Origin of the sequence: Paenibacillus sp. FSL K6-2862 (assembly GCF_038005125.1) — a bacterium.
Taxonomy (GTDB): domain Bacteria; phylum Bacillota; class Bacilli; order Paenibacillales; family Paenibacillaceae; genus Paenibacillus; species Paenibacillus illinoisensis_A.
Genome location: NZ_JBBOSN010000001.1, coordinates 4,126,484 through 4,146,300, shown reverse-complemented (window position 1 = coordinate 4,146,300; position 19,817 = coordinate 4,126,484). Strand labels below are relative to the sequence as shown.

Sequence of the window (19,817 nt, the reverse complement as noted above, 5' to 3'; positions counted from 1 at the left end):
CATTGCTTTCAGAAAAGGCAGGTCCTGTGCTAAAATAGGGTTTCAGTTCAGAACTTGACCGGTATAAACAATACCGAAAAAAAGTAATGTTAAATAGATAGGAGCAACCTCATCTCATGAGTTTATTGTCAGTAGAGAACGTCAGTCACAATTTTGGTGACCGCACGTTATTTAAAAATGTATCTTTTCGTTTACTTGCAGGAGAGCGTGTAGGCCTGGTCGGAGCAAATGGTGTAGGAAAGTCCACTTTAATGAATATTTTGACCGGAAAATTGCTGAAAGATAGCGGGAAAGTAGAGTGGACACCAAAAGTCCGGTACGGATATTTGGATCAGCATACCAAGCTGACTCCTGGCAAAACAATCCGTGACGTTTTAAAAGATGCCTTCCTTCCCCTGCTTGAACTGGAAAAAGAAATGTTGGTCATTACAGACCAGATGGCTGATGCAGACCCAGACCAGCTTGAAAAACTGCTGGAAGAAATGGGTGAAATCCAGGAACAGCTTGAGCAGGGCGATTTTTATTTGATTGATGTAAAAGTGGAAGAAATGGCGAATGGCCTTGGATTATCCGCTATTGGGCTTGATCGTGACGTCGCTGCTCTAAGCGGGGGACAACGGACCAAAGTATTGCTCGCCAAGTTGTTGCTCGAGAAACCGACGGCTCTTTTGCTGGACGAGCCAACGAACTACCTGGACGTTGAGCACATCGAATGGTTAACGCGATATTTAAAAGATTACCCGTATGCATTTATCCTGATTTCGCATGATACGGAGTTCATGAATGAAGTCGTTAACGTCATTTACCATCTGGAATTTGCTAAATTGACGCGATATGCTGCCAACTACAATAAGTTTCTTGAAATGGCCGATATGCAAAAAGCACAACATATCGATGCCTATGAGAAACAGCAGGAATATATTAAGAAACAGGAAGATTTTATTCAGCGTAACAAGGCAAGAGCCTCCACTTCCGGACGTGCTAAAAGCCGTGAGAAGCAGCTGGGCAAGATTGAACGAATCGATCGCCCGGATGAAGCAGCAAAACCGACATTTAAATTCAAAGATGCCCGTGCCAGCAGCAAAACAGTATTCGAGGGAATTGATTTTGAGATTGGTTATTCCTACCCTTTGCTGCCTAAAATGACAATGACAATCGAACGTGGTGAGAAAATAGCCATTGTCGGATGTAACGGTGTAGGTAAGTCGACACTTCTTAAAACCATACTGGGAAAGATACCTCCAATTAGCGGTAAAACGTTCCTGGGGGATTATCTGGAGACAGCTTATTTTGAACAGGAGGTCCGTGCGGGCAATATTACGCCGATTGAAGATGTGTGGAACGAATTCTCTCACCTGACGCAGAACGAAGTACGAGGGCATCTGGCCCGATGTGGTTTGAAAAACGAGCACATCACTCGCCCGCTGAGTGCACTGAGTGGGGGAGAACAAGCGAAAGTTCGCTTGTGCAAGCTTCTGATGCGTGAAAGCAATTGGATCCTGTTTGATGAACCGACAAACCACCTGGATGTAACAGCAAAAGCGGAGCTAAAACGAGCTCTGCAAGAGTTTAAAGGTACAGTATTGCTCGTTTCGCATGAACCTGAATTTTATCAGGATTGGGTCACCAAGACATGGGACGTCGAAGCCTGGTCTGAGAAAAACTAGTTGTTGTGGAGCAATGAAGTACTCTACAATCAAACATCAACATGAGTTTGAGAAATCAACGGTGACAAAAAAAGGTGACTATGGTAACATAGGCTACAACTTCATATGATCACTAGGGGGGCCGCTCGTTGCGGCTGAGATGGAATAATGCGATTCCGGACCCTTTGCACCTGATCTGGATTATACCAGCGTAGGGAAGTGGCGCGTTTTAGTTAATGATATGGGCAAATTAATATTCGATTTTGCAGCGAATGTGAATGCTCACGAGTGGAGCATGAAGATATCTCGTATATATCAAGGCTATGGTTTATAGCTTGTATACCTGACAACTGGCATGTAAAGCTCATTTAACTAACTTGACATGTTATCGCGGCCACTCCCTACGGGAGTGGCTTTTTTGTGCTTACATATTGACAGCAGGGAAGGTGAAACCAAACGGATATCTCTAAGAAACTTGTGAATTCATTATCGTTTGAACTGCATGCTGTTTCACCGGGCATAGGGGATGAACAACGTTTTGTGAAGATTGCAACGGATGTATGGCCCTGGCTTGACTATATTCACATCCGGGAGAAACATCTAACCACCGAACAAAAAATTCAATGGGCGTATAGTTTGCTGTACGCAGGAATTCCATCTGACAGGATCGTGATCAATGGTCTATGTGAGCTGAATGAATTGGAAAAGCATGTATTAATTCAGAGGGTTCATTGGGGCCAGTCCAATATGACGACTATTCAAGGCAGCAGCCTGAACAAAAGCGATCGACTTCGTCTCGGCATTTCTGTTCACTCTCTTCACGAAGCTAGAGAAGCTGAAGAACGCGGAGCAGATTACCTCTTTTATGGTCATGTATTTTCCTCCAGCAGTAAACCTGGGATCAAGCCGAGAGGGCTATCCGCCCTGTCTGAAATATGTTCAGGCGTTTCCATTCCCGTAATTGCCATTGGCGGCATTGAACCGGCAAACATAGCTGCTGTACGTGCAGCTGGAGCAAGTGGTGCGGCAGTAATATCATCTATCTGGGCTAGCGATAATCCGCAAAGCGCAGCAGCAGCCTTGAGGCAGGCTATTGAACGATAGAAATAAGAACGAATCGCGGAGGTGAATGAATGAGCGGAGAAGCAAGAGGTCGAAGACGAAGTGGCAGCCTTTACCGAAATGGAGCTGCTTTTACGGCCCAAATACGTGGAGAACTTCGTGGCAAGCTTCATGCGGAAACGATAGTGGTGGGAGGCGGCGTTATAGGTTGTGCCATCGCGTATGAGCTAGCTTCACGAGGTAAAGAAGTAATTTTAATCGAGCGTGCGCGTATTGCAAGTGAGACATCTTCTGCCGCAGCGGGCATGTTAGCTGCAGACAGCGAGACGTTTCATACTACTGTGATGTCAAAACTAGCATATGAAAGTAGAAAACGACTGCATCAGCAAAAAGAACAGATTCAACGACTAAGCGGCATTGAAATTGGCTTGCAGCAGAATGGATTTATTACACCATTTCGGAATGAAGACGAGATGAAAAAGTATAGCGATACCAGAAAAAGTACAGATTTGCTTACAGAGCAAATTTGGTGGGATCATTCCAATCTTCAACGTGAAGCCCCATGGATAAGCAAGGAAGCTTTCGGGGCTCTGTATAGAGCTTCAGAAAGTGAACTTCTTCCTGTCAATTTGGCACGTGCCTATGCGGTCGCAGCTCAAACAATGGGGGCCAAATTAATCGAAGGTGTACAGAATGTAAGTCTAACTGCGGATTCGAGTGGAGTCCAGGGTATGGAAACGTCGATTGGAAGATTAACGTGTAAGCATGTTGTTGTCGCAGCTGGATTACAAGGTGGAGAGATGTTGAAACAGGTGGGTCTTAACCTGCCCACTCTTCCGGTGAAAGGTGAAATTGCTGCAATACAATATGCGAAACATGATGCAGATTACAGACCTGACAAGACGGTTTATGCAGATAATGTATACATTGTCCCCAAAGCAAACGGCGAAGTCTGGATCGGAGCAACCAGTTTACCAGGGCGCTCGGATCGTGATGTAACTGTTGAAGGTATTCAAAAGCTGCTTGCATCCGCAGCAGGCTGGGTCCCTGGAATTCAGCAAGCCCAGTTTATCCGTGCTTGGGCAGGGGTTCGACCAGCGACTCCTGACGGTTTGCCTTATCTGGGAGCTTGTAAAAGCGTACCTGGGCTATATGCAGCATTTGGACATTACAGAAACGGCATCTTACTGAGCGCAATAACCGGCAGTCTGATGGCTGATTTGATTGCTGGCCATTCTTCGGAAGAACTTGGCATTGATGAATTGAGTCCGGAGCGTTTGAGCAGAAAGGAGATTATGCAGTGAACATCATCGTAAACGGGCAGAGCATGAACATTAATGACGATTTGAATCATGTGGATCAGCTGCTGCAATCTTTTAATTTGCAGGTAAAAACTGTGGTGGTTGAGTTAAATCGTCAGATTTTGATGAGGGAGCACCATGCATCGACCGTATTAAGAGACGGAGACCGAATTGAGATCGTACATTTTGTGGGAGGCGGTTAATATATGCTGAAGGTAGGACATCATTCATTTTCTTCCAGATTGTTGTTGGGTACGGGCAAATTTGACGATTTGGATATACAGAGTCAAGCGGTAGAAGCTTCAGGAACCGAAGTGCTGACTTTTGCCGTTCGACGCCTGAACTTGGAAGAGCGGGATAAACGCCACTTCCTTGATACACTCGATTTGAAGAGATTCACTTTACTTCCTAATACCGCGGGTGCTTCCACTGCAGAAGAGGCCGTCCGAACCGCTGAACTTGCCCGTGCCTCAGGACTTTGTGATATGATAAAAGTAGAAGTGATCGGAGATGGAGTCACACTGCTGCCTGATCCAATCGAAACGTACAAGGCCTGCGAGATCTTGTTGGAAAAAGGATTCATCGTACTGCCTTATATCTCGGATGATGTGATTTTAGCCAAACGGCTTCAACGGCTCGGGGTTCATGCAGTCATGCCAGGTGCCTCACCGATCGGAGCAGGAAGAGGCATTATCAACCCATACAATTTGGAAATCATAATAGAACAAGCGGTTGTTCCTGTAATTGTGGATGCGGGATTGCGTTCCCCCAAAGATGCTGCTTATGCCATGGAGCTGGGGGCGGATGGTGTGCTGCTGAATACGGCGGTGTCCGGTTCAACGGATGCAGTTAAAATGGCAAAAGCAATGCGAATGGGAGTTGAGGCAGGAAGACTTGCTTATGAAGCAGGCATGATACCCGTTAAGCGTTATGCGGCAGCCAGCAGTCCGGCGGAAGGAATGGTTCATACATGATAGAAGAAACAAATTCAACGGAGCAAAGTGATCGATATTCGAGACAGGAACGATATGCTCCGTTTGGCAAAGAAGGTCAGCGTAGACTAAACAACAGCAGGGTTGTTATCGTGGGGGCAGGTGCACTGGGAACTGGCATTGCAGAGACGCTCGCCAGGTCAGGTATTGGACACATTACCATTGCGGACCGGGACTATGTGGAATGGAGCAACCTGCAGCGACAGCAGCTCTATGTTGAACAGGATGCAGTTCAGCGAATGCCAAAAGCGATGGCAGCCCAAAAACGCCTGCTCGATATCAACTCTTCGATTGTCATTGAAGGCAAGGTGATGGATGTCCGTGCAGACGAGCTGGAGGATCTCATTCAAAATGCAGATCTTATCATGGATGCCACGGATAATTTTGATACAAGGCTGCTGATTAATGACATGTCCCAGAAGTACCGCATTCCCTGGATTTATGGGGGGTGTGTGGGGAGTTATGGTATCACGTATACGTTCCTGCCCGGGGATACTCCTTGTTTGAACTGTTTACTTGGAGAGGTACCGCTTGGCGGAGATACTTGCGATACATCGGGGATTATACCCCAGGCTGTGCAGATGGTAACGGCGAACCAGACTGCAGAAGCGATGAAGCTTCTTAGCGGTAATGAAGGTGCGCTGCGGCGTAAGCTGTTGTCTTTTGATGTATGGCGGAATGAGTACATATCCATAAATGTGGATGGGGCCAAAAAAGCAGATTGTCCTTCCTGTGGAAATACCGCTTCCTATCCTTACCTTTCCGCTGCCAATCTGGAGAAAACCGATGTGTTATGCGGTAGGGATACGGTTCAGATTCGTCCTTCTCGCTCCATGAAGCTGAATCTTCAAGATACGGCTGAGCGTCTGAGGAGGCTTGATGAAGGACCAGTTGAAGTTAATCCGTTCCTGATCTCTTTTACGACAGGGGCGCATCGATTGGTGATTTTTCAGGATGGACGTGTTTTGGTTCATGGTACAAAAGATACTGCAGAAGCTCGTACACTCGTACATCGATACTTTGGCTAAATGATTAATTTCTCGAGTCTGTTCCCTATAGGGGAATGGACTTTTTCGTTTTACGGCATGCTAAGCAAACAACAGGTTGCTGTCCTTCTGGTGAAAAATGAGGATCGAATGCGTCATCCTACACCTTGACAGCGGTTTGAGACAGGCCGGGTGAATCGAGATGAAAACGTCCATTTTACTGATTGGTGCAGAGGATCGAACGAACGTTTACATGGAAGTGTTGTGTGCCGAAGGTTACTCCGTTTCTGATATTACTTGGGAAGAGCTGTATCAGGAACAGGACTCTGGGCTTGGAACCTGCACTATGATCATCGGGGTGGTTGAAAATCAGGACGAGCGTGACACTTCCATAGTGGAGGAACTGCAATGGCTAATGGAGCAAAAGGAAGGCATTGTTCCTGTTATCGTCATAGCATCTCACGCAACCCCTGAACAGATAGTGGCTTGGCTTGATCAAGGCGCGAATGATGTCATTGTTGAACCGTTTCAGTGGAAAATCGTGATGGCGAGAATTCGAAATTTGCTCCGCGTCTTCTCGAATGCAGCCCGAACGGATGAGGAGGTTATCGTCGTGCATGATCTTAAAGTGAATCTGCGTTCACGCAGGGTAAGCCGTGCAGGGGAATATCTCATGTTGACACCAAAAGAGTATGAACTGCTGGAATTTTTGGCCAGGCACGTGAATGAGGCGTGTACGCGGAGTGCAATTCTAAGGGAAGTGTGGGGGTATGATTTTGCGATGGATACCAATGTAGTGGACGTATATATTAAACATTTGCGTGTTAAGGTAGATAAAGGGAGAGATATTAAACTGATTCATACCGTACGCGGCATCGGCTACATGCTTCATACCAGTTAATGAATGACTCCCAGTATAAATATGACGTTAAATTACCAAAATACGCCTGTTTGTAATCCTTAGAAAGTTGGGTAAATATAAAAGGACCGGATCCAAGATCCGGTCCCAACTGCCTGTCTATAGTATATATTAGAGTATAACTACAGTACGCGGCGAGCTTTAATATATGTTCTTTTCCAAGTACCGGAATTCAAATCCGAGATGGTTACACCAGGAGAGCCGTAAGTGTGCAGAATTTTGCCATTGCCAGCGTATACTCCTACGTGAGTAATGTTTGAACCTGTGGAACGACTACCGCTCGAGAAGAATACCAGATCTCCTACACGCAGGTTAGCCTTCGATACAGCCTTACCTTCTTTGGATTGTTTTACAGACGTACGTGGCAAATCTACACCATACTTCTTAAAGATATATTTCATAAAAGAAGAGCAGTCAAAATTTTTCGTAGTGGACGTTGACGCGCCAAATTTATATGGTGTTCCCGTAAATTTTTTGCCGTAGTTTACGATTTGTTGTCCAGTAGATACGGATGCAGTTGCTGCTTGTGCAACAGGTGCATTTGTCATTAATACAGCTCCAAAACCTAATGTAGCGCACAACCCGACGGTTACGGCCTTTTGGACTAAGATGTTTGTTTTCATGTTGTTTGTTACCTCCAAAATTCGTTTTCGTTAAGTTGCTAAAGCGAGTATAACAGGTTTGTAACAGCCTAGAAATTGGATAAACTGCTATAATCCCTTGTACAGCCTAGGTTTGGGTTTCTTTATTAAAAAATAATTAAAAATGTCAAAAAATTAATCGTTGACTTATATGTTTGGACAGAAAACTAGAAAAGACCCTTGATTATCAAGGGTCTTTTCTAGTTTTGATCTTATATTACGTACATTTTTCAGGTTACAAAAACGTAATAACTATCGAGGATATAGGTTAATCTTTGCTCTGTATGATAAGTAATAATCCACTGTCTATGGATACAGTTCCTGATGATCCAAGCAGTTTATTGCTTATCCCCAAAGATTGTCCCATGCGTATGGTAGCTTGATCAAGAGGATACAAGAAGCCATCTAATGTAATACCCGTAACTTCTGGAGTGAGGGGCAGTAAGGAAATGTATTCATACCCCCGGTCCTCCACCTCTAATTTTGATGTTGTCAGCATCATATAGTTGTGTTCGTCCTGAATGGTACAGAAGATATGATGCTGCATAGCACGAACCATAATATGTACATTGGCCAAGGTGTGGTCCAGTCTAGTCCCCGTAGCTCCAAGCATCAGGATATGGGTGGGTTCGTGTTCTAGTGCCGTCTCAAAGGCCATTTCAGTGTCTGTCCAATCTTTTGCGATAGGATCAACCGTGATCATGCGCTCACTGTTTTCACGCACCATTTGCCATTGCTGCTCTGTAATGGAGTCGAAATCTCCAACTGCTATATGAGGCTTTACGCCATGTTCAATTAAATACAGAGCTCCGCGATCGGCTGCGATAACCATATCATCCTGTCTAATTTCTTTGAGAAATTGAGGAGAGAGAGCCCCGCCTGTAAAAATCACAATGCGTTTCGTAGTCATTCCATTCATCCTTTCTATTAATGTAGAACGTATAACATCATTTCACAGTATTCACGAATGCTCTCAGTATAAAACACAAAATGTGGTTGCACAATTTTGGTCCTCGCGGATACAATGGGTAGAGCGACATGGAGATGACTTGAAAAGTGAGGTTTGAACAGGTTGGACTTGCACATTTTTGAAGTGTTCAGCATTATAGGCACCGTTGCTTTTGCAATGTCTGGTGCTTTCGTGGCAATGGAAGAGGAATATGACATCTTGGGCGTGCTCGTATTGGGGCTGGTGACCGCCTTTGGTGGCGGGGTTGTTCGTAATGTACTGATTGGGGTGCCTGTCACTACGCTCTGGAGTCAGGGTGGACTAATTATGCTAGCACTGGTATCAGTTGCTGTAGCGTTCTTGCTTCCTCTGAAGTGGATCGGTCACTGGAAGAGAACAGAAGCGCTGTTTGATGCGATCGGACTGGCGGCGTTTGCCATCCAAGGTGGACTGTATGCTGCTAATATGGGACATCCCATCAGCGCGGTAATCGTTGCTGCAGTACTGACGGGGATCGGCGGTGGAATTATTCGTGATTTGCTTGCAGGCCGCAAGCCACTAGTACTCCGCGACGAAATCTATGCGGTATGGGCTATGACAGCCGGATTTGTTATAGGTATGGGATGGTTTACCTCGAATATGGGACTGTTGATATGTTTTGCAGCAGTGGTATTTTTCCGGATGTGTTCTGTACATTATAAATGGAAGCTTCCTCGCCGTTCCTTGGTGAGCGCAGAAGCAGCTCCATCACAGCCTTCACAGTCAGCGCTTAAGCGTACGTTAAGCAAGGGGGAGTAATCATGGTTCGTGTTTTGTTTGTTTGTCTTGGTAACATATGTCGATCACCTATGGCCGAGGCGGTATTGCGTCACAAGATAGAGGAGAGAGGGCTTCAACACCAGATTCAGGTGGACTCTGCTGGCACAGGAGATTGGCATATTGGCAAGCCTCCGCATGAAGGAACGCGCAAGCTGCTTGATTCGTACCAAATTTCCTATGCCGACATGGCTGCTAGGCAATTCGGAAGTGCGGACTTTAACCAATTTGATTATATTGTCTGCATGGATGATTCCAATATTGCGAATGTGCGTAAGATAACTGGCGGAGCAGAGGCGGATATTATGAAATTCATGGACCTTCTGCCGAATGAATCCCTTCGGGAAGTGCCGGATCCGTACTTTACAGGTAACTTCGAAGAAGTGTACAAGCTGGTCGAAGCGGGTTGCAATGTACTTTTGGAGCAAATTCAAAAAGATCATTCTCTTGCCTAATCCGAATAGGTACAGGATTTGTTTCAATAAAATGAGGTTATAGACAAGCAGGAGATTCCTGCTTTTTTTAAGAAGATTTTTGTAAGCGTTATCAAATAGAAATAAAAAATAGCGGCCAATACAGCCGCTTATAATATGAAGCACACTATTTCTCTTGCAAGAAATATAACAGGGCTTCAGGCAGTTCCTTTTGCCAAAATCCCCATTGATGATGACCATCCTTTTCCCGATAAGAGACGTGAGCACCGCGTTTTTCCAGCAAATCACGTGTGTCCCTGTTTAGCTGAACAAAATCATAAGTGCCGGTATCCGCCTCAAAGGCAGTTTCCTGTAAACCGACGATCATCCAGATGGATAGCCAGGACAAGTCTTCTTCAGCTGCATAGATTTCCTGGGAGGCAGAATAGAAGGCTCCTGACATGCTGATTACCCGTGTGAACAGATCTGGATAGAGCAGGGCCAGATGCAATGAAACACTGCCACCAAGTGAATCGCCAGCGAGCAAGCGTTCCTGTGGAGAGCGTCTTACCGGATATTTCTCTTCAATAAAGGGAATAATCTCTTCAGCAAAGCATGAGGTATATGCTTTGAATCGATTACCAAATGGAGCATATTCCTGGGTTCGAACAGAAACATCAACCTGAACACCTACAATAATGAAAGGTTCAGCACCCTCATCCAGAATAATACGGTTGGCAGTCGTAGCGATACGACCAAAGTTGAAGAACTCTTCGCCGTCCTGACAATAAACGACAGGGTAGCTGAGTAATTCGTTATAGCCGGGTGGAAGATAAATTCGAAGTGTGCGCTTCTCTCCAAGATAGCGGCTATCGATTTCTTCCTTTACAATCGTACGTTTCAAATAGCGGGAATCCGTCATAAAACGTCACCTTTCTCGGTTTATTTTTGCATTCGTCCGCGCAATACGGTAAGATTAACCTGGTGCGGGGATAGGTCAAACACGCAATCATGTATTATGCTGTTATACCAATATTAAGCCCCTGTTATACATACAATCCGGTAGGAAACATAAAAAAATTACGGATATCTTTGACGTATGCAGTGAAACAGGTGTATAATAATATTATAACAGCGGAACTTGATATTCAAATTTTTTGTTGAGGTGAAGAAAAAAATGAGCAAGGTTCCTTATGAAGTGTATACGGAGGATGTAGAAGCTCTGTCCGTGCTGTCTCCTGACGGCGAAATTGTAAACAAAGACATGATGCCTAAACTTTCCGACGATCAATTAAAAGAAATTATGTATCGCATGGTATTTACCCGTACTTGGGATGACCGTGCAGTAAACCTGGGCCGTCAAGGTCGTCTTGGTTTCTATGCTCCAGTATCTGGACAAGAAGCAACAATGGTTGGTAGTGAGTTTGCACTTGAGAAAGAAGACTTTATTGCTCCAGGCTATCGCGATATTCCGCAACTCGTGTGGCACGGGCTTCCTCTTTATCAAGCATTCTTGTACTCCCGTGGACACCAACATGGTGGACAAATTCCTGATGGCGTTAACGTATTGATGCCACAAATCATCATTGGTGCACAAATTCTGCACGCAATGGGTATTGCTATGGGTTATAAATTGAAGAAACAAAAGCAAGTTGTTATTACGTACACAGGTGATGGCGGTTCTTCTGAAGGTGACTTCTATGAAGGTCTGAACTACGCTGGTGTATACAAACTGCCAGTTATCTTCTTCGTACAAAACAATGGTTATGCCATCACAACTCCTTTTGCTAAACAAACAGCAGCTCTGTCCATCGCTCACAAAGCGGTAGCAGCAGGTATCAAAGGTGTTAAAGTTGACGGTATGGACATCTTCGCTGTTATCAAAGCGGTTCAGGAAGCTGCTGAACGTGGACGTAACGGAGAAGGCGCTACATTGATTGAAGCGGTAACTTATCGTTTCCGTCCTCACTCCCTTTCTGACGATGCTTCCAAATATCGTACAAAAGAAGAAGAGGCGGAGTGGAGCGAAAAAGATCCAATCGCACGTTTCGCTAAGTATCTGGAGAAAAAAGGTCTTTGGACTGAAGAAGATACAGCTCGTGTGAAAGAAGAAGCAAAAGCTAAAGTAAATGAAGAGATCAAAAAAGCGGAAAAAACCGAGAAAATGACGATTTCAGGCTTGATCGACAGCATGTTCGAACAAACGCCTAAGCACTTGGAAGAGCAAAAAGCTGATTTCCAATAAGTTTTTTCCGATAAAGCATAAACATCCGGCGCCGGCTCTGGTGTCTCGGTATACATGTATGAATTCAAATGTGAACTGTCAATGTTTAAGGAGGAAATGAAGCAAATGGCACAATTGAACATGAAAGAAGCAATCCGTGATGCGCTTCGCGTTGAGTTGAAACGTGATCCTAACGTTCTGCTTTTCGGTGAAGACGTAGGTAATGTAGGCGGTGTTTTCCGTGTAACGGAAGGTCTGCAAAAAGAGTTTGGCGAAGAGCGTGTATTTGATACTCCGCTGGCTGAGTCCGCTATTGGTGGGTTGGCTGTAGGTTTGGGTATTCAAGGCTTCCGTCCGGTAGCTGAAATCCAATTCGTAGGTTTCATCTTCGAAGCACTTGACCAAATGGTAGTGCAAGCTGCTCGTATGCGTTTCCGCTCCGGTGGAAAATACAATTCTCCAATCGTATTCCGTACACCATTCGGTGGCGGTGTAAAAGCGGCAGAATTGCATACAGATTCTCTGGAAGGTTTGCTCACGCAAACTCCGGGTATTAAAGTAGTAGTTCCTTCTAACCCTTACGATGCAAAAGGTCTGATGATCGCTTCCATCCGCGACAATGATCCTGTATTCTTCATGGAGCACTTGAACCTGTACCACGCTTTCCGTGCAGAAGTGCCTGAAGAAGACTACGTTGTTGAACTGGGTAAAGCAAACGTTGTTCGTGAAGGTTCCGACGTTACGATCATTACTTACGGTATGATGGTTCATACTTCTGTTAAAGCAGCTGAAGAGCTTGAAAAACAAGGAATCAAAGTTGAAGTAATCGACCTTCGTACGATCAGCCCGATCGACATCGATACCGTTGTTGCTTCCATTAAGAAAACAAATCGTGCAATTGTTGTACAAGAAGCTCAAAAGAGCGCAGGTGTTGCAGCTGAAGTCATTGCCCAAATCAATGAAAAAGCAATTCTTCACCTGGAAGCTCCGGTTCTGCGTGTAGCTGGTCCGGACACTGTATATCCATTCGCACAAATTGAAGATACATGGCTGCCTAACCCAGCACGTATTGTTGCTGCGGTTAACAAAGTCGTAAATTTCTAATTTGATCATCTGACATGCCGCAAGGCGCAGTATGGTGATTCACATCGCAGCACAGGCTGCACTGTAAACAGCCATTAGCCCCTTGATTGACAGTTATTTGCATTAGCAGTAACAGTTAGTTCTTGGAGCTAAGGGTTGTTTTCAGGATTGAGCACATAATCAAGGAGGTTTTTCAGTTGGCTAAATTTGAATACAAATTCCCTGAACTAGGCGAAGGCCTTCACGAAGGCGAAATCATCAAGATGCACATCAAAGTCGGGGACAAAGTAACTGACGATGATATCATCATGGAAGTACAAAACGACAAAGCGGTAGTAGAAGTACCTTGTCCGGTTAACGGAACAGTTACTGAAGTATTCGCTAAAGACGGTCAAATCTGTCACGTTGGTGAAGTTGTTGCTGTTATCGATGCAGAAGGCGAACTGCCTGAGCAAGACGACGCTCCTGCTGGCGACCAAGGTGCACAAGAGAAAGACGCAGCTCAAGGCGGAGCTGACACTAGCGGTTCTTCTGCAGCAGCTTCCAGCTCGGATGCAGCTCAAGAAGGCGGCAACAACAGCGTTCCGGCAGTACCTGCCAAAGACGTTCTGGCAACACCAAGCGTACGCAAATTTGCTCGTGAGCAAGGTGTAGACATCGCTCAGGTTAACGGCACTGGCAACAACGGTAAAGTAACCAAAGAAGATGTTGAATCCTTCAAAAATGGTGGCGGCCAATCCGCAGCAGCTTCCGCAGCTCCTGCTCAAGAAGAGAAAAAATCCGCAGCACCAGCAGCGGCAGCAGCTGACCAACGCCTTGAAGAAGAGCGCGTACCATTCAAAGGTATCCGTAAAGCAATCTCCAATGCTATGGTTAAATCGGCTTACACTGCACCTCACGTTACAATCATGGACGAAGTGGACGTAACTGAGTTGGTTGCTTTCCGTACTCGTATGAAACCAATCGCAGAGAAAAAAGGAACGAAAGTTACTTATCTGCCGTTCATCGTTAAAGCATTGGTTGCAGCTTCCCGTCAATTCCCTGCTCTGAACGCAATGATTGATGAAGAAGCTAACGAAATTGTTTACAAAAAATACTACAACATCGGTATCGCAACAGATACAGACAACGGCTTGATCGTTCCTGTTATCAAAGATGCTGATCGCAAATCCATCTGGATGATCGCTGATTCCATTCGTGATCTGGCAGCTCGTGGCCGTGATGGCAAATTGAGCGCTAACGAAATGAAAGGAAGCACAATCTCCATCAGTAACATCGGTTCTGCTGGCGGTATGTTCTTCACTCCGATCATCAACTTCCCTGAAGTTGCAATTCTCGGAACTGGACGAATCAGCGAAAAAGCGGTTATCAAAGACGGCGAAGTTGTTGCAGCTCCTGTAATGGCTCTTTCCTTGAGCTTTGACCACCGTATCATCGATGGTGCAACAGCACAAAACTTTATGAACTACATTAAACAGCTGCTCGCTAACCCTGAGCTGCTCGTTATGGAGGTGTAAGATATGGTAGTAGGCGACGCTTCTCTCAATATCGACACATTAGTAATTGGTGCGGGTCCTGGCGGCTATGTAGCTGCCATCCGCGCTGCTCAACTGGGCCAAAGCGTATTGATTGTAGACAAATCCGAGCTTGGTGGCGTTTGTTTGAACCGTGGATGTATCCCATCCAAAGCTCTGATCTCTGCTGCACACCAATATGAAAATGCACTTCACGGTGAAGCATTCGGTATTTCTGCTGAAAACGTAAAAGTGGACTTCGGCAAAACTCAAGAATTCAAAAACGGCGTTGTTAAGAAAATGACTGGCGGCGTAGCTGGTTTGCTTAAAGGCAACAAAGTTGAAGTTTTCAACGGTGAGTGCATGTTCATTAACGAAAACGAAGCGCGTGTATTCAACGATCACGAATCTCCGCGTTACAAATTCAAAAATGCAATCATTGCAACAGGTTCCCGTCCAATCGAACTGAAACCTTTCCCATTTGGCGGACGCATTCTGTCTTCGACAGAAGCATTGAACCTGCCTGAAGTACCGAAAAGCCTGATCGTTATCGGTGGCGGTTATATCGGTGCAGAGCTTGGTCAAATGTACTCCAAATTCGGTGCTAAAGTAACGATCATCGAAGGTTTGGATACTGTACTTCCAGGATTCGATAAAGACATGACTAGCCTTGTGGCTAAAAACATGAAGAAAACAGGCATCGAAATCGTAACGGGTGCAAAAGCTGAAAGTGCTGAGCAAACGGATAAAGATGTAACTGTTAAATATTCCGTAAATGGTGAGTCCAAAGAAGTAACTGCAGACTACCTGCTCGTTACTGTTGGACGTCGTCCAAACACAGACGGTGAGCTTGGTTTGGACCTGATCGGTGTTGACGTAGACGAGCGTGGATTCGTTAAAGTTGACCACCAAGGCCGTACTAGCATCCCGCACATCTTCGCAATCGGTGATATCGTATCCGGTTTGGCACTTGCCCACAAAGCTTCTTATGAAGGTAAAGTGGCTGCTGAAGCGATCGCAGGACAACCGTCTGTCGTTGACTACAAATGTATGCCAGCTGTTGTATTCACAGATCCAGAGTGCTCCAGCGTAGGTTACACTGAAAAAGAAGCCAAAGAAAAAGGCTACAAAGTAAAAGCAGGTAAGTTCCCTTATGCGGGTAACGGCCGTGCGGTATCTTTGAACCATGCTGAAGGCTTCGTGAAAATCGTAGCTGACGAAGAAAGCGGCCTTGTACTGGGTTGCCAAATCGTTGGTCTGGAAGCTTCCAACCTGATTGCTGAGCTTGGTCTTGCAATCGAAATGGGTGCTACTCTGGAAGATCTGGCTCTGACTATTCACGCTCACCCAACTTTGGGCGAAATCGTGATGGAAGCTGCGGAACTGGTTATGGGTCATCCGATCCACATCATTTCCCGCTAATATCGTCTAAGCTTCGGACTCGTCCGGCATCATACGTAAATCAAGAGGTGAGTAGCGCTAACGCGTTATTTGCCTCTTTTTTGTGAATGCAGATGGCTTCCGTAGAGCTACATCATGCACTTTGTGCTGTACAACATGGGCAAAATTGAATGTGTTTTCAACTCTTTTTCCATCGTGCACAGTGTGATAAACTGTTAAGATGATCAGACATGATGAAAATCAGATCAATCTGTAGCTGAGTGGCAACATATATAGAGATGCGAGGGGAAATCAACTTGAAAAACTATCTCGATTTATTACAAGATATATTGGATAACGGTGTTCATAAAGGGGATCGTACCGGAACGGGTACACAATCCGTGTTTGGCAGACAGCTTCGTTATAACCTGTCCGAAGGCTTTCCGCTTGTAACTACGAAGCGAATCCATCTTAAATCCGTCATTCATGAACTATTATGGTTCTTGAGTGGGGATACGAATATTGCCTATCTGAAAGAAAACGGAGTGAAAATCTGGGACGATTGGGCAGACGAGAATGGCGATCTAGGCCCGGTCTACGGTTCACAGTGGAGAACATGGGAAGCTCCAAACGGGGAGAAAATTGATCAGATTTCAGCAGTTATCGATTCAATTAAAAATAACCCGGATTCACGCCGCCATCTGGTAAGTGCATGGAACGTGGCAGAGATTAACAACATGAAGCTTCCACCCTGTCATTTTGCGTTTCAATTTTATGTGGCGGAGGGTAAACTATCCTGTATGCTTACGATGCGCTCTGTGGATACGTTCCTGGGGTTGCCATTTAATATTGCCAGCTACGCGTTACTGACACATATGATTGCCCAGCAGTGTGACCTTGAAGTGGGAGATTTCATCTGGTCGGGTGGCGATGTGCACATCTATTCCAATCATGTGGAGCAAGTGAAAACACAGCTTGAGCGTGAGCCTTTCGCACTGCCTAAGTTGATCATTAAACGTAAGCCGGATTCGATTTTTGATTATAAGTTTGAGGATTTTGAGTTTGAGAACTATCAGCATCATCCGGGTATTAAGGCTCCAATTGCGGTATAAGCAGACTCGAAGAAGGAGTGTAGCATTTTGAGTATTGAACTTGTGTGGGCTATGGGTGAAAATGGTGTTATTGGCTTGAACAATTCGATTCCATGGCGTTTGCCCAAAGATATGGCTTTTTTTAAGCGTCGTACGTTAAACAAAACGATTTTAATGGGCCGCAATACGTGGGAATCCTTTGGAGGTAAGCCGCTTCCGCAGCGCCGGAATATTGTAGTCACCAGAGATCTGAACTACAAGGTAGAGCAGGCAGAAGTGGTGCATTCCATTGAAGAAGGTTTGGAGGCTACCAAAGGAGAGGAACTATGTGTAATCGGTGGCTCACAGGTATACCGTGAGTTCCTCCCGCTGGCGGACCGGTTGGTGGTTACCAAGATCCATGAGGAATTTGAGGGAGATACCTTTTTCCCGGATGTGGATTGGACCGAATGGGAGCTGAAGGAGCAGATTGAGGGCGAGCAGGACGAGAAAAATGTGTATGCCTATACGTTTGAGTTTTATGAACGCAAACGCTGAAGTTAATCTGTTAGATGATCATTGATTAGAAATTTGATGTGTGAAATGCAAAAATACAAAAGGCGCTGATTGACGAAATATTCGTGAACAGCGTCTTTTTTAATTTATTTTAAAAATGTAGGATGCCCTCAGCCATTTTTTGTGGTTTACACGAATATAACATTTGTAACCAAGAGAAATTGGGGCTCGAAAATAAGATTTTCAACATAACTAGTAAAAAAGTATAAAAGTTGTGGGCTTTTACCGTTGTGAAGCCCTAAATTCGAGCGAATATTCGGAATTAGGAGGTATATAGGGCTGACTTGCTTGATTTTAATGGCAAATTAGCTCACATTTACATGACGTTCTTTTTGTTTTTCGACATAATAAACGTTAGAACAGACTTTTGATCATCATTTTCAGCTCCAAAATAAGGGTATTGACCACAGCTAAACCTGACGATATGATGTATAAAATACAAATAATTATGCGGATAATCCATTTAATATTCAGTTGTCGAAATGCTACTATAATTGAAATATCTTTGAGAAGTTTTTGTGATACAATAGACAAAAAACTCAGCATGAGTAATCCATTTCATATAGAACCATGCCAATGAAAGGATTAAGACGAGAACGGATGGGGGAAAACGTAAGATGTCTACACCTACTGGATTTATGGAATACAAACGGCAGCTGCCTGCGGACAGGGAGCCGGCTGAGCGGATTAAGGATTGGGAAGAGTTTCATAAACATATGGCTGAAGAAGAGCTCAGAACACAAGGTGCACGATGCATGGATTGTGGTACCCCGTATTGCCATACAGGTATAGATATGATTGGCGGAACGTCGGGCTGTCCTGTGCATAACCTGATTCCGGAATGGAATAATCTTGTATATCGTGGATTGTGGAGAGAAGCGCTTGATCGTCTGCACAAAACAAATAATTTTCCGGAGTTTACAGGTCGTGTCTGTCCAGCTCCATGTGAAGGATCTTGTACCGTTGGCCTGATCGGCCAGCCGGTTACCATCAAAACGATTGAAGAAGCTATTATCGAAAAAGGATTCGAAGAAGGCTGGGTGGTTCCCCAACCTCCGGAGAAACGCACAGGTAAACGCGTAGCGGTCGTTGGTTCTGGCCCTGCAGGTCTTGCGACGGCAGCTCAATTGAACAAAGCAGGTCATACGGTAACCGTATATGAGCGTTCGGACCGTGTCGGCGGTTTGCTGATGTATGGTATTCCTACAATGAAACTGGACAAAAAAGTGGTGCAGCGTCGTGTGGATCTGCTTGAAGCGGAAGGCGTTCAGTTCGTGACAAACACCGAGATTGGCAAGGATATTCCTGCTCAGCAATTGGTGGACGAGTATGATGCAGTCGTGTTGTGTGGTGGTGCTACGAAGCCGCGGGAGTTCAATATTGAAGGAAGCGACTTGAAAGGCGTACATTACGCGATGGACTTCCTGAATGGCAGTATCAAAAGCTACCTGGATTCCAACCTGGAAGACGGAAACTACATTTCTGCACAAGATAAAGACGTTATCGTTATTGGTGGCGGAGATACCGGTTCGGACTGTGTGGCTACATCGCTCCGTCACGGTTGTCGTACCGTAACCCAATTTGGTACACATACCCAAGCACCAATGGAACGTGATCGCATTAACAACCCTTGGCCGCAATTTCCTAATGTTTATACATTGGACTATGCACAAGAGGAAGCCAAAGCGTTGTTCGGGCAGGATCCGCGTGAATTCTCCATCATGACAACCAAATTTGTTGGAGATGAAGAGGGCAACCTCAAAGAACTGCACACGATTCAAATCGAGCGTATTGTCGATGAAACAGGTCGTAAGATCTACCAGCCAATCCCTGGAACAGAGCGCGTTTTCCCTGCACAAATGGCAATGATCGCGATCGGGTTTGATGGTCCAGAGCAAACGCTGGTTGAACAGCTGGGACTTGCAACAGATCGTCGTACCAATGTTAAAGCTCGCTACGGCAAATACAATACCAATGTGGATAAAGTATTTGCTGCAGGTGACATGCGTCGCGGACAAAGTCTGGTTGTATGGGCTATCAATGAAGGACGCGAAGCCGCTCGTGAGGTAGACAAATACCTGATGGGTGCCACCGTTCTTGCTTAACTTGAAATAAGCAATAATTTCATACATTATTTCGGAACAAAAGATGTGATACAAAAAACAACTCTCGCTTATAGTGGGAGTTGTTTTTTTATTTCATAACTCTATTGCGTAGCAAATAATTTGAGCTAGTGTGCGGTATA

Annotated in this window: 19 protein-coding genes and 1 riboswitch; of the genes, 16 read left to right on the top strand and 3 right to left on the bottom strand. The window is 45.1% G+C overall.

Going from position 1 to position 19,817, the window contains the following annotated elements:
* Window positions 1-116: 116 nt before the first annotated feature.
* The 7 genes from abc-f (at window position 117) to MHB82_RS18515 (ending at window position 6,888) form a co-directional block, all read left to right on the top strand.
* Complete coding sequence (gene abc-f, locus MHB82_RS18545; protein ID WP_341175559.1) at window positions 117-1,667, top strand: ribosomal protection-like ABC-F family protein; 1,551 nt, start codon at window positions 117-119, stop codon at window positions 1,665-1,667.
* A gap of 104 nt (window positions 1,668-1,771) precedes the next feature.
* A riboswitch (TPP riboswitch) is annotated at window positions 1,772-1,881 on the top strand.
* A 242-nt stretch (window positions 1,882-2,123) separates the two neighbouring features.
* Window positions 2,124-2,750, top strand: a complete 627-nt coding sequence (locus tag MHB82_RS18540) for a thiamine phosphate synthase (protein ID WP_341175558.1) — start codon at window positions 2,124-2,126, stop codon at window positions 2,748-2,750.
* A gap of 29 nt (window positions 2,751-2,779) precedes the next feature.
* Window positions 2,780-4,012 carry a glycine oxidase ThiO gene (thiO, locus tag MHB82_RS18535; RefSeq protein WP_341175557.1) on the top strand — a complete coding sequence of 411 codons (1,233 nt, stop codon included), beginning with the start codon at window positions 2,780-2,782 and terminating at the stop codon, window positions 4,010-4,012.
* Window positions 4,009-4,212 (top strand): sulfur carrier protein ThiS, encoded by a 204-nt coding sequence (gene thiS / locus MHB82_RS18530; protein ID WP_095357390.1) that lies wholly within the window; start codon window positions 4,009-4,011, stop codon window positions 4,210-4,212. The genes thiO and thiS overlap by 4 nt, the downstream gene beginning before the upstream one ends.
* Window positions 4,213-4,215: 3 nt before the next feature.
* Window positions 4,216-4,983 carry a thiazole synthase gene (locus MHB82_RS18525; protein WP_341175556.1) on the top strand — a complete coding sequence of 256 codons (768 nt, stop codon included), beginning with the start codon at window positions 4,216-4,218 and terminating at the stop codon, window positions 4,981-4,983.
* Complete coding sequence (locus tag MHB82_RS18520) at window positions 4,980-6,029, top strand: ThiF family adenylyltransferase (protein WP_341175555.1); 1,050 nt, start codon at window positions 4,980-4,982, stop codon at window positions 6,027-6,029. Before MHB82_RS18525 ends, MHB82_RS18520 begins: the two co-directional genes overlap by 4 nt.
* A gap of 160 nt (window positions 6,030-6,189) precedes the next feature.
* Complete coding sequence (locus MHB82_RS18515) at window positions 6,190-6,888, top strand: response regulator transcription factor (RefSeq protein ID WP_341175554.1); 699 nt, start codon at window positions 6,190-6,192, stop codon at window positions 6,886-6,888.
* 140 nt (window positions 6,889-7,028) lie between these two features.
* On the opposite strand, the gene MHB82_RS18510 is transcribed toward MHB82_RS18515, so the two are convergent.
* Together MHB82_RS18510 and MHB82_RS18505 are read right to left on the bottom strand one after the other, a co-directional pair.
* Window positions 7,029-7,529, bottom strand: coding sequence for a C40 family peptidase (locus tag MHB82_RS18510; RefSeq protein WP_095357394.1), 501 nt, complete (start codon window positions 7,527-7,529; stop codon window positions 7,029-7,031).
* Window positions 7,530-7,815: 286 nt separating this feature from the next.
* Complete coding sequence (locus MHB82_RS18505) at window positions 7,816-8,457, bottom strand: thiamine diphosphokinase (RefSeq protein WP_095357395.1); 642 nt, start codon at window positions 8,455-8,457, stop codon at window positions 7,816-7,818.
* A 168-nt stretch (window positions 8,458-8,625) separates the two neighbouring features.
* On the opposite strand from MHB82_RS18505, the gene MHB82_RS18500 reads away from it, so the two are divergent.
* Together MHB82_RS18500 and MHB82_RS18495 are read left to right on the top strand one after the other, a co-directional pair.
* Window positions 8,626-9,294 carry a trimeric intracellular cation channel family protein gene (locus MHB82_RS18500; protein WP_095357583.1) on the top strand — a complete coding sequence of 223 codons (669 nt, stop codon included), beginning with the start codon at window positions 8,626-8,628 and terminating at the stop codon, window positions 9,292-9,294.
* 2 nt (window positions 9,295-9,296) lie between these two features.
* Window positions 9,297-9,767: a low molecular weight protein-tyrosine-phosphatase gene (locus MHB82_RS18495; RefSeq protein ID WP_095357396.1), complete on the top strand. Its 471-nt coding sequence runs from the start codon at window positions 9,297-9,299 to the stop codon at window positions 9,765-9,767.
* Window positions 9,768-9,912: 145 nt separating this feature from the next.
* On the opposite strand, the gene MHB82_RS18490 is transcribed toward MHB82_RS18495, so the two are convergent.
* A complete protein-coding gene (locus tag MHB82_RS18490; RefSeq protein WP_095357397.1) occupies window positions 9,913-10,647 on the bottom strand; it encodes an alpha/beta hydrolase in 735 nt (244 codons plus the stop codon).
* Between the two features lie 255 nt (window positions 10,648-10,902).
* Between MHB82_RS18490 and pdhA the strand changes: the two genes are divergently transcribed.
* From pdhA to MHB82_RS18455, 7 genes are all read left to right on the top strand, one after another.
* Entirely contained in the window at window positions 10,903-11,970 is a 1,068-nt protein-coding gene (gene pdhA, locus MHB82_RS18485) for a pyruvate dehydrogenase (acetyl-transferring) E1 component subunit alpha (protein WP_095286477.1), read from the top strand.
* Between the two features lie 105 nt (window positions 11,971-12,075).
* The gene (locus MHB82_RS18480; RefSeq protein WP_095286478.1) at window positions 12,076-13,053 is read left to right on the top strand and encodes an alpha-ketoacid dehydrogenase subunit beta; all 978 of its coding nucleotides are present in this window, start codon (window positions 12,076-12,078) and stop codon (window positions 13,051-13,053) included.
* 176 nt (window positions 13,054-13,229) lie between these two features.
* Window positions 13,230-14,549 (top strand): dihydrolipoamide acetyltransferase family protein, encoded by a 1,320-nt coding sequence (locus tag MHB82_RS18475; RefSeq protein WP_095286479.1) that lies wholly within the window; start codon window positions 13,230-13,232, stop codon window positions 14,547-14,549.
* Window positions 14,550-14,552: 3 nt separating this feature from the next.
* The gene (lpdA, locus tag MHB82_RS18470; protein ID WP_095286480.1) at window positions 14,553-15,968 is read left to right on the top strand and encodes a dihydrolipoyl dehydrogenase; all 1,416 of its coding nucleotides are present in this window, start codon (window positions 14,553-14,555) and stop codon (window positions 15,966-15,968) included.
* 275 nt (window positions 15,969-16,243) lie between these two features.
* A complete protein-coding gene (thyA, locus tag MHB82_RS18465; RefSeq protein WP_095286481.1) occupies window positions 16,244-17,038 on the top strand; it encodes a thymidylate synthase in 795 nt (264 codons plus the stop codon).
* A gap of 27 nt (window positions 17,039-17,065) precedes the next feature.
* Window positions 17,066-17,554 (top strand): dihydrofolate reductase, encoded by a 489-nt coding sequence (locus MHB82_RS18460; RefSeq protein ID WP_341175553.1) that lies wholly within the window; start codon window positions 17,066-17,068, stop codon window positions 17,552-17,554.
* Window positions 17,555-18,189: 635 nt separating this feature from the next.
* Entirely contained in the window at window positions 18,190-19,677 is a 1,488-nt protein-coding gene (locus MHB82_RS18455) for a glutamate synthase subunit beta (RefSeq protein ID WP_095357400.1), read from the top strand.
* Window positions 19,678-19,817: the final 140 nt, after the last annotated feature.